A 13,703-nucleotide genomic window follows, 5' to 3' on the forward strand; every position below is an offset into this window, starting at 1 on the left:
TAGCCATCTATATCGAAGTTCTTGCCATCTTATCGCATCCGCACTATGTTTAAACGATAAATTTCGAGGAAACATCATGTCTGAACCCCAACTGTCCATTCGTAGCGGCAAGGCCCGCGACCTCGCCCATGCTCTCGCGCGTCGCACCGGTCAGCCCATCAATCGTTTGGTAGAGCTGGCGCTGGAACGCTACGATATCGAATTGAGACAGCAGGATAAAAAGCATCCACTGGAAGCGGTTTGGGAGCTCGCCGCCGAAGGCCGCCGCAACGTTCAAGCAGGCACTACCTCCGCTCATGACGACCTCTATGATGAAAACGGCCTGCCGATATGATTGCACTCGATACGTCGGTTATTGTTGCCATTCTCCTTGAGGAGCCGGAGGCGGATGTTTTCAAGTCGATCTTACAGCAGGGAAAGATTGTTATCGGATGGCCGACGCTGTTTGAAACAAGAACGGTTTTGACAGCAAAGGGCTTTTCCAATCCGGGTGACATCGTCACCCGCTTCTCGGCCGCGCCAAACATTATGCCCATGTCTTTCGATGGAGAGCATTATCGAGCGGCCGAGTTGGCTTTGGACAAATATGGCAAGGGGCGTCACCCGGCGAGCCTGAACATGGGCGATTGTTTTTCCTACGCTGTCGCTGCAGTTTCCAAAGCGCCACTTCTGTTTAAGGGCCATGATTTTGGCCAGACGGACCTGAAACTGCATCCAGCGTCATCCATGACATGACAGATAAAAGCCAAACCATCGTCGAACGCAGGGTCTTGCAGCTCGACACGATTGCAGCGGTCTTGCCGCTCGAACGTCGCGACGAGCTGGCTGAGCTTTTGACCGATCAAGATATCGAGACGCTTCGCCATCTGGTCAATGAGGGCATGGGTGCCAACACGCTGCGGGCACTGACGTCAGACCTTGCCTATCTACAGGCTTGGTCGCTAGCGGCAACCGGAGCCTCCCTCCCCTGGCCTGCACCCGAAGCCCTCCTGCTCAAATTCGTCGCCCATCATCTATGGGATCCCGAAAAGCGCATCAGCGATCGTGATCACGGCATGCCGCAAAATGTCGATCGTCTTCTGCGGGACCAGGGGTTTCTGAAATCCATCGGTCCCCACGCGCCCGACACGGTCCGGAGGCGGCTTGCCTCGTGGTCGACGCTGACGAAATGGCGCGGCCACCAAGGCGTATTTTCCTCCCCTGCCCTTAAACAAGCGATCCGACTGGCTGTCCGCGCCACGCCGCGTCCGCGAAAACGCAAAAGCGCCAAGGCTGTGACCGGCGACGTGCTGGCGAAATTGCTCGCGACCTGCAGCACCGATAGCCTGCGCGACGTCCGTGACCGGGCAATTTTGATGGTGGCGTTTGCCTCCGGTGGTCGTCGGCGCAGCGAAATTGCTAGGCTGCGCAAAGAGCAGTTGACTGTCGAGGTGCCAATTGCGGTCGACAACGCCCCTCCCCTACTCTCGCTTTCCATTCACCTTGGCCGCACAAAAACATCCGGAAGTGAAAACGAGGACGTTGTTTATCTAACGGGGCGGCCCGTCGATGCATTGAATGCATGGATGACGGCCGCGCGCATCGATAGCGGAAGCATTTTCCGCAAGATCGATCGCTGGGGAAATCTGTCCAAACATGCGCTGGAACCGGGCGCCATCAACGCGATCCTGAAACAGCGTGTGGTTATGGCCGGCCTGGAACCGAGGGAGTTTTCGGCCCACGGGCTGCGATCCGGATATCTGACGGAAGCCGCGAACCGGGGCATTCCGCTTCCCGAAGCGATGGAGCAATCACGCCATCGTTCTGTTCAGCAGGCATCCAGCTATTACAACAATGCCACACGACGCAGCGGTCGAGCCGCACGAATGTTGTGATGGAAAGGCTCGGAACGTAGTCCATGACAATCCTGTTCAAAACGACGATCACTGAAGACAAGGCATTTGCAAAGATTGAGGAAGCGCTGAACACCGGCCGAGAATACGACGGCTATTTCAGTGTTGCCGACGATGGTGGCGAGACGCCTCTGTCGTGGGGACCCTCCATGAGCGGCGAAGAATTTCTGGCGAACGTCAGAGAAATGCTGGAAGTGACATGGAAAGCAGCCCGGTTTTGGGTTGTCTACGACCGTCGAGAGGATCGTGGTGATCCTGACGCCATCGCGATGCGCAATGCAGCGTTTCGGATCACCCGCGGATATAACGGTGTCATCGTAGCTTCGTTGAGCCTTCTGGGACGGAAAGACGCTCTACAAGATCTTGAACTGGTTTTTGTCTGTTTCAGAGAGGATTTCCAACGTCGCAACTTTAGAATTCGCTTTGAGAACAAACCCATTACACCCCATTGATGCGGAGCCAGCTTTGCACCGATTTCGTTGAAAAACTCGTTGGATTGGCTGCTCATCCTCCCGTTTCTTTGGGGTGGATCACCATGATGATCTCAGCTGTCGAGCGACAGCTGGTGCTCAGTTTCAGCTCGGTCAATTTGATCGTAATGTTTTGGCCGGATCCACAAATACCAGCACGTTAAAGCCCTCCCCTGCATCGAAGCGGTTGTCATCCAGAAGATGGTTGCCCTGCGCTTCCATAAACCACTTTGCCGTATCCGCATCGTAAAGCTCCGCAATCGTCGCCTTGATCTTCGATTTGACCTCGATCAAAGCCTCAAGCTGGTTTACGGCGGGTATAAAGAGCAATCGGGAAGAGGAAAATCTGAGTAATCCCTTGGGCCTAATCGGTAAAGCACTTGCCGAGGACTTCCGGTTCACAACCAGGACACTTACTCCAAATCGACTTATGGTCGATCTTAATGGTGAGCGTTATCGTGCCGAAGAGTTCGGCTACGCGGTGGCCTCTAGTTCATCGGCTTTGGCCGACCTTGCTGCCAATCCGGAAACGCCAGCCTTTCTGTTCGGCGACATGGGAGCGGCCACCGGTCTATTCCTGGTGGCGCTGGCGCTCGGGCCGCGCCCAGCTTTCGCATCTGCGTTTCGGCAAGTGGGCGAACCTGACCGTACACTTGTATCAACCAGTTCATACCATACCGGACGCCGTGCGGTCGCTGTTATCGAACGTTCAAGTTACGATTCTGAAGGATGCTGAAATGGCAAAGCTGTTGAGTTTCAGCGAGATTTAATCCGTTTTTCCATTTCGCGTTAGCCCACCAGATCCGGTGTAGTGAATTGCCCGACAACAATTTTATACGGCGTAAGTGGATCACGAGGAAACGGATAAATGGTTCAAACTCTTATGAAAACGAACACCAGTGGGAGGACCTAGAGACCGGGCTCTACTACAACAGGTTCAGATTCTATGACCCGCTTGGAGCGCACTATCTTAGCCCCGACCCTATCGGTTTAGAGGGAGGCTTAAGCTCAAACGCTTATGTTAATAATCCATTATTTTGGAATGATCCCCTCGGTCTCAGTGGTCGTTATCCCCCGTGGATGCCGCCGACGCCGGGGTTTGAGCGGCACCACATTATTCCTTGGCACTTGCAAAATGATCCATTTTTGCGGAGCATAGGGTTCGACGTGAACAGCAGACAAAATATGATGTACCTTCCTCGGAGAGCATGCAGCGTTGCAGGCGGCGGCACGAGCGGACAAAGAGGGTCCGCACAGCACCGAGGCTTCAATGGACATGACCAGTATAATAACTATATGTCCGGGCAACTCAGGAATTTGGAGCGTCGAACGAATAACATGAGCAAGCGGTGCAAAGTTAGGGAAGTTCGCCGTTTCCAGCTTGCGCATCGTACGATGTTGGGTACGGGGGCGATGCAAATAGCGAATTGCAAATAAGGGAACTAGAGAAATGTTGTATTCAATCTACGGCGGAAAGAATCACCCTGAGTGCAAGCTCCAAGCCACAGATCACGATGCTTGTCGCAGTTCTATGTACAAGGGTGAGGTCTACAACGGCGATTTCAATGCAGACGATTTCAACAGAGACGATTTCCACTTTACGGATGTCATTGAGTCGTTCTGCGTCCCGGTCTTCAACGATAAGTTCAAACTGGCCTGCGAAGCGATTACTCACGGTGCCGTTTCTTTCCGACGAACAAACGTCATCTGGGGCAAAGAAAACCTGCTTGAATGGGTCGGCGACGAAATAAAAGGATTCTACGTCGTGCGTCCTAAGATCGTTGATATAATTGACGAGAGCAAAAGCCCTACCCAATTCTGGCCGAAGCTCAAGAAGTTCAAGCATCAGGATTACGTCATAACCGGCCTCCCAGATACTGAAATTGGCGTCTTCGTTGATTTAAAGAGGCCGCATCTATTCATTATTACAGAAGACATGAAGCGTTCGCTTGATGCTCACGGCATTCAAGCGTCTTTCGAGGAGCTTCCCGTCGTGACATGAGGTTTGAGAGAAGCTACGGTCCGCATGTTGCGAATTAGGTTGGCGTCATACTATTACCATTGTGATTAAGCGTACAGAAATGATCCCGTCAACGTGAGAAATAACAAGGCGTTATCATTCGTATCGGCATCGGGCCCCCCTGCCTATTTACACGCGGCTCTTGATGCATTAGACAGGCTGGCGCGCGACGCACTTACGCGCATTGTCATCGGACAGGATCGCGCGACGCGATTGTGGGTCTGGGCTGAACGTTCCGATCCATTGATGGCGCGCTCGATCGCAGAGACGGAGGTGATGTAGCGTGATCGCCTGCGCCGTTCGTAATCTATGGATCGCGCAGCCGACCGGGTTCTGGTGACAACCGCAATCGGGTGAAGCTTGCCGGTCGATAACCGCGATCTTAGCTTCCTGTACGCTCTCCAAGGTCCAGGCTCGTAAAGCGAGAAGCTATCGTTCAGAAAGCGTAACCTCCGCCTCTTCCAATGCCGCCGCGATCATCGGATTTAGAGGATCGAGTCGAGCTGCTTCCTTCAAATCAGCGACGCCTTTCTCGATCTCGCCGAGGCGGGCACGCGCGAGGCCCCGGTAGCCCCAGGCCAGCGCCATCTTCGGATCCAGAGCAACGGCACGATCGAAATCCTGCAGCGCAGCAGCGAAATCGCCGGTCATTACTCGGACGGCACCGCGGCTATGCCAGATCACTGCTCGTTCGGGCACGCGCTTTACCTCGCCAACGAACGGTTCCGCGAAGATGCGGACGAGGCAGTCTACGTCTGTCCCGGGAATGCCGCTTATGTCACATGCCCGTCCTGCGCGCTGACGCGCGTCAGGGTCCTCCCGTCTCGATAGACGAGTTGGAGGCCGTGCTCGCGTTCCCAGTCGCAGGCGCAGGCTAGCGCGATGTAGATCGCCGGCTCCCCATCGGAATCGTCCTTCACGACCTGCAACTCCTCGTTGGAGACGTGCTGCCAGATCTCGGCCGGGTCCGAAATCCCGTACATTGCCTTGTCGGCTTCGTCGTCAGGGCCGATTGCTTCTAGAAACTCCTTGCAGTTCGCCAGCACAGCCGGCGAGGCCGCCAGCCGGTCCTCGCGCGTTAGCGCGAGGAAGTTCGCGAGCGCCGCGTCGATCCGCTTGGCGTCGCTCGGCCCGATATCCTGCAGCAGCACAGGCAGCGCGCGGCCGTCGAAATAGGGGATCGATAAGGGGGCGGCGAACCATGTGTCGCCGTAGTCGTCGGGTCGGACCCTGCCGAGTACGATCGATGAGAAGACGCGCGGCTTTGGTCTCGGCTTCGCCGCTTCGAACCTGCCGGCGAGCTTCGCGAACGCCGCCTCGCGCTCCGCCTCAGTCTCCGAGCGCGAGAGGCTGCGCAACTCCTGCATGTTCGTCGTCACCGTGCCGGTCGCCGTGTCGATCTCGAAACCCGCCACGGGGATAGTGGTGGTCACGCGGAGCCCCTTGTACGTCACGCTGGAAGGCAGCCGGAAAAAGGTCTGGAAGCCGACCATTCCGACGACGAGCACATGGCCCGCCTCCTTGCCAGCGATCGGCTTGCAGAATGCGTGCGGATCGCAGGGTAAGACGGCTGCAAGCACCCTCTGGTCTTCGTCGCAGGCCGAGAGCGGTGTGTTTTTCAGAAAATCAGCCAGCCTGTCTTCGTCAAAGACGATTTCGTTCAGTTTTGGCTGCGGCTCCATCGGCGCCTCCTTTCGTTCTTTTCGTTTTTGCTCCGATGCATCGGGACTTGCGCCCGAGATGCCGGTTTTGAGCGCGGACCACGCTTACACCGCCAGTAGAGCGCCACCAATGAAGGTTTCGAACTCGTTCCAGTCTCCGATGCGATGATTGTGATTAAGCGTACAGAAATGACCCCGTCAACGTGAAAAATAACAAGGCGTTATCGTGCGTATCGGCATAGGGACCCCCCTGCCGATTCACAGGCCTGACTTACAACAGGTATCGCTATTACGATAACCTCGCCGCCTGTTACGCAACGCCTGATCCGCTGGGAATTCGCGGCGGGCCGCGGCCGCATGGCCACGTGGACAATCCGATGAATGAGGTCGACCCGGTCGGCCTTTCGCCGATCTACGGACCACTGGATGGCTATGGTAGGCCGACCGGAGTATGGGCCACGCTTACGAGCCGTGACCTTAGACCAACCGGCACTTCGCCGCCAACGCTGAACCCGCCCGGCTTCGCATCGGGTACGGCCCCCAATTTCCACCAGCGAAGCCACCTTTTGGCCGATACGCTGGGGAGATCGGGCAGCGACCCCCGTAACCTCGTGACCCTGACTGACGGTTCAAACCATCCGGGGATGAGCCGGATTGAGCGACAGGTTCGTGACTTCTTGCGCAAAAATCCAAATTGCAGTGTCACCTATGTCGCGATCCCGCTTTATAATGGTAGCAACCTAACGCCGACCGGAGTAGCAATCACCGCCAGAACCTCTGCCGGCGAGATGCTTGCCTCCACCATCGTACCGAATGGTCTGCGGCAGAACAGAAAGTAGAAGGAACTCCTAAATGACCGACAACGTCACCCAACTTTTCGACCGTTCGAATGTCACCCGCGCGGCGTCGGTCGAAGAGATCTCAGCCGTCGAAGCAGAGATCGGTGCGCTACCACCATCCTACAATATCTTCGCGCGGACATTCGGCTACGGCACGACCAACGGCTTGTTCGTCATCGAAATGCCTTTCAGCATGTTCGGCAATGATGGCCTCCTCGTTCGAGGCGTCGAAATCCGCGACCAAGTTCATTCGCTTGTCGCAGAGTACCGGGAAGACGGGATCGAGATCGGCGATCTCGATTGCCTTGAGCCCTACGATGACGAAAGCCGCGACATCGCCAGTTTCTTCGACGACCTTCGCTTCTTCGGCAGCAGCATCAACGGCGAGTACTTGTGCTGGCGGCGCGATCGGGATGACTCTTTCAAGCTCCATGTCATCGACCGCGCCTGCTTTTCAATTCGTTTTGCCGGAACGAGCCTTATCGAATTCATTCGAAGAACGCAGACTGATGACGTCAAAAACTTGCTCGGCTCTGGATACGAGGCACTACCACGTACGTTCGAAGGGGCAACTGCTGAGATTTGAGTACAACGTCGTCTGGGTATTATGCTCAATTCATGTCAGTAACAAACGCCATAACCGCACGCGGGTGTCTTCACTTGAACATGTCCGATAACGTTGCATTATCGGACGTCTTGTTCTTTATATAAAGAATGGCCCAAATCATCGAGCAGAACACAGAAATTCACGCCGAGGAGATCTCAGCGCCGTCTCTCAGCACGGCGCCTGGGCGCGATGTCTCCGGGCCGGCGGTGTCGGGCGAAAGCCCCCTCCCCTCTCTCGCCGTTGAGGACCAGACGCCCGCCCATCTTGCAAGCCTTGCTGATCGCGCCCCAGGGTTATGTTGAAGCCGCAAGTTTCGCCAATACGCGCAAAGCCTACGCCGCCGACTGGAAGCATTTTTCCGCGTGGTGCCGGCGGTCCAAGCTGGCTCCCCTCCCTCCGCATCCGCAAACCGTCGGGCTACCATCACAGCCTGTGCTTCTGGCACGGTTGACCGGAAGCACCAAGGCCAACTCTGTCTCGACCATTGAACGACGTCTCTCCTCCCTCAGCTGGAACTATGCCCAGCGCGGTCAATCGCTTGATCGCAAAGACAGGCACATTGCGACGGTGATGGCCGGCATCCGCAACAGCCATGCCCGGCCGCCGGTCCAGAAGGAAGCAGTCATGGCTGATTACTCAAGAACAGCGGGGCGTTCGCGCTTCCAATGCGGAAATGGAGAGGTTAAGTGTCTGAGATAATTTTGGAAATAGATGAAAGAACGATGGAAAACCTGATGACAGGGCCATACGTCTTCATTGAGGAGACGCGATCCCCGGCATTCCGAAAAATAGCCTATTTCAATAAGGCCGCCTTCAAGGCCTATTCGCACCTCATCGACGAACATGGTTGCACCGGATTTTCGATCGAGGTAGAGGATGTAGCCGAGAATAAGCTGCAGGACTATTTCTTTCCCGATTTCAGCGACATCCGCAAAAAGAACGACATCGTTGAGATCGGTATAGTCGGGTCCGGTGCCTTTCCCGAGGATCTCGAACTCGACGTGTTCAAAGATTTCCCGAACATCAGGAAGATCACAACACAAAGCATTTCTTTCCGGTTCAGACTCCCTGAGCTTTTTCCGAAGCTCGAAAGCTGGCTCAATCTTGACTGGAAGACCAACAAGGTTGGAAACCTCGACAACGACTGGCACGATTTGACGAATCTTTCACTGCACGGATTCAGCGGATCGCTTGTACTTTTCGAAAATTCGCCGATCAAAAAACTTTTCCTAATCTCTTCGACCATAAAAAGCATCGACGATGTTTTGAGCTTAAAAAAGCTCGAAGTTTTGCAAATTGTGTCAAGCAAGATTACTGGCAACGTGTCACGCCTGTCGGAACTTACCAGACTGCGATCATTGCGTTTCGAGGGCAAGAACCAGCTTGAAGGCTGGGACAAGTTGGAAAGCAAGTCTGTCGAGAACTTCGAGGCATCACATTATCCCTGCAAATTTCCGCGCCAAAATTTTCCGAAACTTAAGAACTATGTTGTCAATGCGTATCGCGCTCGGGATTCGTTCTATGAAGAAGGCGGAGATCACGATGCGTTGGGCGCCGAATTCGCTGCTCTCTGAGTTTTCTCCGTGCCGAGACATCCGTCGCGAGTTATGGGTTTGGACGTCTCAGACGAAAAATATTGCATTTTTTTTCGTGAGGTCGTCTGCGTTAGCTTGCCGCATAACAAAAGTTTTCTGAGAGCAGATAGCGAAACTACCGGGAACATTACTTGTGCCGAGGAATGCCTGTTTCGTCTCATGTCTCTCCCCTCCTCCGGTACCCTTATTTTCAGGCATTTCCGCCGCAGACGGCCGCCAGAGCGCGTCTCACGCTGATTACGGCCGAATGCCCGTTACACGTTGCATTTCTAGTCTGAGGGTGCTGCATTTGATCCCATAAGACACGCTTGCAACCGGTCATTTTCTCCCGCTTTCCTTAACTGTACAAAGCAGCCGAAAAGCGCGCGAGAAAATCATGGGCAATCTATCGCCGGCCCTAAAACGCCTTATACGAAGACACGCTGGTTTCTACTCTTTGGCCTTCCCAACGCATGGTTAATCTTAATCTCTTTCGCACACGGGAGGCTCACGATGCGATCAGGGATTTCGTTACTTAAGGATTTTGATGGTGAACGAGTCCGGCGGCTGGCGCGGCAGACGATGCAACCCTGGTACGACGCTCATTGGGACTCGCCTGTGTGCGATGTTTGCCAATACGCTTTGTAAATGGCTCCAAAAGTTTACTGCGGTAAACTCGTTATACGCCGTAGTTTTCCAGTTAACTTCTTGTTAACTTTGTTTTCCTTGCCAGACTCGTAGAATCGGGTCTAAATGCGGTTACATTGCTCGTGTGAGCTTGAAAACGCATTTAGGGTTTTTCGCGATGAATATCGCTCATATCGATAAAACGGCAATTTCTGACGTCGATCAACTTATCATTGGTCAGGCGCAAGAGCTGTCGGAAAAATTGAAGCAGCATCGCTTGGAGATGTATCCTCCACGGGCGATGAAGGACCTGCGCGAGTTTCAGCTTGCAGAGGCTGCACGTTTTGTCGGAGTAACAAGTGGCTACCTGAAGAACCTTTCCCTCGAAGGCAAAGGGCCGCAGCCCCAGGTTACCGCTTCCGGTCGCCGGTCTTATACGGCGACGCAGATGGAAGCGATGCGTCATTTCCTAGAGCACAGCGGCAGAGCCGGAACACATTATGTCCCTCACCGTCGTAACGGCGAGAAGCTACAGGTAATCGCGGTCGTCAACTTTAAGGGTGGTAGCGGCAAGACAACAAGTGCCGCACACTTGGCGCAGTATCTCGCGTTGTCCGGTCATCGCGTGCTCGCCGTCGATCTCGATCCGCAGGCCTCCCTCTCCGCAATCCATGGCTTGCAGCCTGAGTTCGATGTGCATGAGAACGAGACCCTTTATGGAGCGATCCGCTATGACGAACAGCAGCGCCCGCTAAGCGAGATCATTCGCAAGACCAATTTCCCCAACCTCGATCTTGTGCCTGGAAATCTTGAACTGATGGAGTTTGAACACGATACCCCACGTATTCTAGCCCAAGGCAAAGGCAAGGACTACGGACGGATTTTCTTCGCTCGTCTCGATGAGGCTCTATCGTCCGTGGCAGACGATTACGACGTGGTGATTATCGACTGCCCTCCCCAGCTTGGCTTTCTAACGATGAGCGCGATCTGTGCAGCGACTGCGGTCCTGATTACAGTTCACCCGCAGATGCTGGACGTGATGTCTATGTGCCAGTTCCTGCAGATGCTGGGCGACATTCTCAGCACGCTTAAGAATGTGGGCGGTAACATGAATCTGGACTGGCTCCGGTATCTTGTCACTCGATACGATCCGCAAGATGGGCCACAGACGCAGATGGTGGCGTTCATGCGTTCCATGTTCAAAAACCATGTTCTACTGAACCCCATGTTGCGAAGTGTCGCGATCTCAGACGCCGCGATGACGAACCAGACGCTTTACGAAGTTGAGCGTGCCGCATTCACCCGTTCAACATATGACCGGGCTATCGAAGCAATGGACGCGGTAAATGCCGAAGTGCTGGATTTGATATACAAAGCATGGGGTCGCAACTGATGTGTATTGAGTTTACCGCAGTAAACTTTCGGCAAGGAGCGCACCATGGCTCGTAAAAATATCTTGTCTGGAATTATGAACGAAGACAAGCAGACCAGCCCTGACGGTATCGAGGAAAAACCTCAAGAGAGCTTCCGCACGACCACGCGGGGAATGGGTGCTCTTGGTGCCGTAACCAGAAGCATTGACGAACTCGCAGCGCGTGCAGATGCCGCACAGGAGATCGAGAGACGTCTGGCCGAGGGTGAGACTGTTATTAAGCTCGATACGGGGTTGATCGATAGCTCGTTCGTCACGGATCGCGTTGCGATGGACGAAGCGGACTTTCAAGAACTTGTCGAGGCTATACGCGCCCGAGGTCAGGACACCCCCATATTGGTTCGTCCGCACCCCACAAGGGCAGGACACTATCAGACCGTATTTGGTCACCGCCGCGTTCGAGCCGCCCGCGAGATCGGAATTCCTGTTCGTGCCGTCGTCAAGGCGCTGGAAGACCGTGATCACGTCATTGCCCAAGGACAAGAGAATTCGCAGCGATCCGACCTGTCTTTCATCGAGAAAGCGATGTTTGCACACAATCTGGAAACAGGCGGTTTCGGACGAGACACTATCATGTTGGCGCTTGGAGCTGACAAGACAACGATCTCGAAGATGCTGTCTGCTATCGAGCGATTTCCTGCCGATATTCTCGACACTGTGAAGGCGGCGAGGGCACCAGGCCGCGACCGTTGGTATTCTCTTGGTGGGGCGGTGTCAGAAGACGCCATGGCCGACAAGGTACGGTCTGTTCTTCGCGAACCTGATTTTGTCGCTTCTGTTCCCGATGCTCGTTTCGAGATGTTGGAGCGTTTGGTCCCGAGAGAAAAGTTTACCGCAGTAAACTCAGAAGAAAAATCGCCGGCCCAAACGTGGGAAAGCGAAAGAGGCTTGGTTCGAGCATCTATCAAAGGCGACGGGAAGCGCGTGACTATCGCTCTGAAGTCTCCCAAAAATTCGGATCAGGCCGCCGCGTTCGGCGCCTATCTCGCCAATAATCTCGACAAGCTCTACGAGGCTTTCGAAAACGATCAACAGCAAAGTGGAGACTGAACCGCAAAAGAAAAAGGCCCCCAAACGGTAAACCGTGGAAGCCCTTCTCGATCTCTAGCAAGTAAGAGAATCGCATTTCCCCGAATCACAGTCAAGAGTCTTTGGCATCGTTTTGGTGAGCAATTTTCCTTTGCCTATTAGAGGGTGAAAGAAATGCAGACGGGAAGTGTGACGACGCCTTTCGGGCGGCGGCCAATGACGCTCGCCTTGGTGAAGCGGCAAGTGGCTACAAATGATATCAAGGCCGGTAAAACGGTCGAGAAATGGAAAGTCTTCCGTGATGCCTCGGAAGCGAGAGAAAAACTCGGCTTGCAGTCGAACAGCCTGGCTGTGCTCGACGCGCTTCTGAGCTTCTATCCGGAAAACGAATTGCGCCAGGACGCGCAGCTCGTCGTGTTTCCCTCAAATGCTCAACTGATCCTTAGAGCCCACGGCATGGCAGGTGCTACGCTGCGCCGACATCTGACGTTTCTGGTCGATGCAGGCCTGATCATCCGCAAGGATAGTGCCAACGGCAAGCGCTACGCGCGGAAGAATGGCGCGGGCGAGATCGAGAATGCGTTTGGCTTCGACCTCTCGCCAATCCTTGCCCGGTCTGAAGAGCTTGCTGTCATCGCGCAGAAAGTCGTCGCTGCTCGTTCCGCCTTCCGCAAGGCGAAAGAGAACCTGACAATCTGCCGCCGGGATGTCCGCAAGCTCATTACTGCGGCGATAGAGGAGGGAGCTGACGGCGACTGGATGGCGATCGAGGCTATGTACATCGACCTGGTCTCACGCATTCCACGCTCCCCAACCATCGCTGATGTCACCAGTATCCTCGATGAACTGGAGCTTCTTCGCGAGGAAATCCTTAATCTGTTGGATACGCAGTCAAATTCAGAATTTAATAGCACCAATGATGCTCAAATTGAGCAGCACATACAGAATTCAAAACCCGAATCCTTTAGTGAATTTGAACCTAGCTCTGAAAAAGAGCAGGGCGAAAAGCCGAGTAAGAGACGCCAACCTCAAACTGAGACGCTGAAGGCATTTCCTTTGGGGGTTGTGCTGAAGGCATGCCCGCAGATTATCGACTATGGACCGGCCGGCGCGGTGGGTGGTTGGCGCGATCTCATGTCGGCTGCGGTCGTGGTGAGATCGATGCTGGGGGTGAGCCCGTCGGCCTATCAAGAGGCGTGCGAAACCATGGGGCCGGAAAATGCAGCGGTTGCGATAGCCTGTATCCTGGAGAGGGCAGGGCACATCAATTCGGCCGGCGGATATCTGCGTGATCTCACTAACCGGGCGGCGCGCGGTGAGTTTTCGCTGGGGCCGATGGTAATGGCACTGCTACGGTTGAACGGGGAAGCTGAAAAGCGGTCTGCGTGATGATCATTGACAAAAGCGAGTTCGATCACCATAACTACCCCAATGGGTTATAATCACTATGCAGACAGTTGCTGAAACATCGCTCTTCGTCAAACAGGCAACCGCTCTGTTTACGGACGACGAGCGCAAGGATCTGATCGACTTTCTGGCGACCCATCCACAG

The 13,703-nt window shown here is 54.6% G+C and carries 16 protein-coding genes and 1 pseudogene; 14 read left to right on the forward strand and 3 right to left on the reverse strand.

The features are described 5' to 3' along the window. Positions 1–76: 76 nt before the first annotated feature. The 4 genes from ABUK73_RS20295 to ABUK73_RS20310 are packed head-to-tail and all read left to right on the forward strand — an operon-like array spanning position 77 to position 2,344. The gene (locus ABUK73_RS20295) at positions 77–334 is read left to right on the forward strand and encodes a type II toxin-antitoxin system VapB family antitoxin (RefSeq protein ID WP_233125051.1); all 258 of its coding nucleotides are present in this window, start codon (positions 77–79) and stop codon (positions 332–334) included. Beyond that, positions 331–735 carry a type II toxin-antitoxin system VapC family toxin gene (locus ABUK73_RS20300; protein ID WP_233125052.1) on the forward strand — a complete coding sequence of 135 codons (405 nt, stop codon included), beginning with the start codon at positions 331–333 and terminating at the stop codon, positions 733–735. Before ABUK73_RS20295 ends, ABUK73_RS20300 begins: the two co-directional genes overlap by 4 nt. Beyond that, positions 732–1,874 carry a tyrosine-type recombinase/integrase gene (locus ABUK73_RS20305; RefSeq protein ID WP_233125053.1) on the forward strand — a complete coding sequence of 381 codons (1,143 nt, stop codon included), beginning with the start codon at positions 732–734 and terminating at the stop codon, positions 1,872–1,874. Before ABUK73_RS20300 ends, ABUK73_RS20305 begins: the two co-directional genes overlap by 4 nt. A gap of 23 nt (positions 1,875–1,897) precedes the next feature. Beyond that, positions 1,898–2,344, forward strand: a complete 447-nt coding sequence (locus ABUK73_RS20310; RefSeq protein WP_233125054.1) for a hypothetical protein — start codon at positions 1,898–1,900, stop codon at positions 2,342–2,344. A 132-nt stretch (positions 2,345–2,476) separates the two neighbouring features. Here ABUK73_RS20310 and ABUK73_RS20315 read toward each other — a convergent pair whose 3' ends face one another. Continuing rightward, positions 2,477–2,656, reverse strand: a complete 180-nt coding sequence (locus tag ABUK73_RS20315) for a hypothetical protein (protein ID WP_233125055.1) — start codon at positions 2,654–2,656, stop codon at positions 2,477–2,479. Between ABUK73_RS20315 and ABUK73_RS20320 the strand changes: the two genes are divergently transcribed. The 3 genes from ABUK73_RS20320 (at position 2,643) to ABUK73_RS20330 (ending at position 4,364) form a co-directional block, all read left to right on the forward strand. Further along, entirely contained in the window at positions 2,643–3,098 is a 456-nt protein-coding gene (locus ABUK73_RS20320; RefSeq protein WP_353578880.1) for a hypothetical protein, read from the forward strand. The two genes, ABUK73_RS20315 and ABUK73_RS20320, sit on opposite strands and share 14 nt — an antisense overlap. 80 nt (positions 3,099–3,178) lie before the next feature. Then, on the forward strand, positions 3,179–3,799 hold the full coding sequence (locus tag ABUK73_RS20325) for an RHS repeat-associated core domain-containing protein (RefSeq protein WP_353578881.1): 621 nt from the start codon (positions 3,179–3,181) through the stop codon (positions 3,797–3,799). A 13-nt stretch (positions 3,800–3,812) separates the two neighbouring features. Then, on the forward strand, positions 3,813–4,364 hold the full coding sequence (locus ABUK73_RS20330) for a hypothetical protein (protein WP_233125057.1): 552 nt from the start codon (positions 3,813–3,815) through the stop codon (positions 4,362–4,364). A 447-nt stretch (positions 4,365–4,811) separates the two neighbouring features. Here the strand turns inward: ABUK73_RS20330 and ABUK73_RS20335 are convergent, their stop codons facing one another. Both ABUK73_RS20335 and ABUK73_RS20340 read right to left on the reverse strand, forming a co-directional pair. Beyond that, on the reverse strand, positions 4,812–5,033 hold the full coding sequence (locus tag ABUK73_RS20335) for a tetratricopeptide repeat protein (protein ID WP_233125058.1): 222 nt from the start codon (positions 5,031–5,033) through the stop codon (positions 4,812–4,814). A gap of 122 nt (positions 5,034–5,155) precedes the next feature. After that, positions 5,156–6,064, reverse strand: coding sequence for a DUF6985 domain-containing protein (locus ABUK73_RS20340; protein WP_233125059.1), 909 nt, complete (start codon positions 6,062–6,064; stop codon positions 5,156–5,158). Positions 6,065–6,309: 245 nt separating this feature from the next. On the opposite strand from ABUK73_RS20340, the gene ABUK73_RS20345 reads away from it, so the two are divergent. From ABUK73_RS20345 to repC, 7 genes and pseudogenes are all read left to right on the forward strand, one after another. Further along, complete coding sequence (locus ABUK73_RS20345; protein WP_353578948.1) at positions 6,310–6,882, forward strand: DNA/RNA non-specific endonuclease; 573 nt, start codon at positions 6,310–6,312, stop codon at positions 6,880–6,882. A gap of 13 nt (positions 6,883–6,895) precedes the next feature. Further along, on the forward strand, positions 6,896–7,468 hold the full coding sequence (locus ABUK73_RS20350; RefSeq protein WP_353578882.1) for a hypothetical protein: 573 nt from the start codon (positions 6,896–6,898) through the stop codon (positions 7,466–7,468). A gap of 128 nt (positions 7,469–7,596) precedes the next feature. Further along, positions 7,597–8,122, forward strand: a pseudogene (locus ABUK73_RS20355) (integrase); the annotation flags it as partial. Positions 8,123–8,175: 53 nt separating this feature from the next. Then, a complete protein-coding gene (locus ABUK73_RS20360; RefSeq protein ID WP_353578883.1) occupies positions 8,176–9,063 on the forward strand; it encodes a leucine-rich repeat domain-containing protein in 888 nt (295 codons plus the stop codon). A gap of 805 nt (positions 9,064–9,868) precedes the next feature. Further along, complete coding sequence (gene repA, locus ABUK73_RS20365; protein ID WP_233125063.1) at positions 9,869–11,083, forward strand: plasmid partitioning protein RepA; 1,215 nt, start codon at positions 9,869–9,871, stop codon at positions 11,081–11,083. A gap of 45 nt (positions 11,084–11,128) precedes the next feature. Beyond that, positions 11,129–12,172 carry a plasmid partitioning protein RepB gene (gene repB, locus ABUK73_RS20370; protein ID WP_233125064.1) on the forward strand — a complete coding sequence of 348 codons (1,044 nt, stop codon included), beginning with the start codon at positions 11,129–11,131 and terminating at the stop codon, positions 12,170–12,172. A gap of 153 nt (positions 12,173–12,325) precedes the next feature. Further along, positions 12,326–13,540, forward strand: a complete 1,215-nt coding sequence (repC, locus tag ABUK73_RS20375) for a plasmid replication protein RepC (RefSeq protein ID WP_353578884.1) — start codon at positions 12,326–12,328, stop codon at positions 13,538–13,540. Positions 13,541–13,703: the final 163 nt, after the last annotated feature.

It is taken from the genome of Agrobacterium vacciniicorymbosi, from assembly GCF_040427045.1.
Classification (GTDB): domain Bacteria; phylum Pseudomonadota; class Alphaproteobacteria; order Rhizobiales; family Rhizobiaceae; genus Agrobacterium.